At 56.5% G+C, this 416-nt stretch carries 1 pseudogene; it reads left to right on the top strand.

The features are described from left to right. Positions 1-115: 115 nt before the first annotated feature. Positions 116-416 (top strand): annotated as a pseudogene (intI1, locus tag ABWL39_RS20900) (class 1 integron integrase IntI1); the annotation flags it as partial.

Here is a 416-nt window from a genome sequence, read left to right as displayed (position 1 = left end):
CTGCTGCGTAACATCGTTGCTGCTCCATAACATCAAACATCGACCCACGGCGTAACGCGCTTGCTGCTTGGATGCCCGAGGCATAGACTGTACAAAAAAACAGTCATAACAAGCCATGAAAACCGCCACTGCGCCGTTACCACCGCTGCGTTCGGTCAAGGTTCTGGACCAGTTGCGTGAGCGCATACGCTACTTGCATTACAGCTTACCAACCGAACAGGCTTATGTCCACTGGGTTCGTGCCTTCATCCGTTTCCACGGTGTGCGTCACCCGGCAACCTTGGGCAGCAGCGAAGTCGAGGCATTTCTGTCCTGGCTGGCGAACGAGCGCAAGGTTTCGGTCTCCACGCATCGTCAGGCATTGGCGGCCTTGCTGTTCTTCTACGGCAAGGTGCTGTGCACGGATCTGCCCTGGC

The sequence above is a fragment of the Chitinivorax sp. PXF-14 genome (assembly GCF_040812015.1).
Lineage (GTDB): Bacteria > Pseudomonadota > Gammaproteobacteria > Burkholderiales > SCOH01 > JBFNXJ01.
This window is presented reverse-complemented; position numbering and strand designations above follow the sequence as displayed.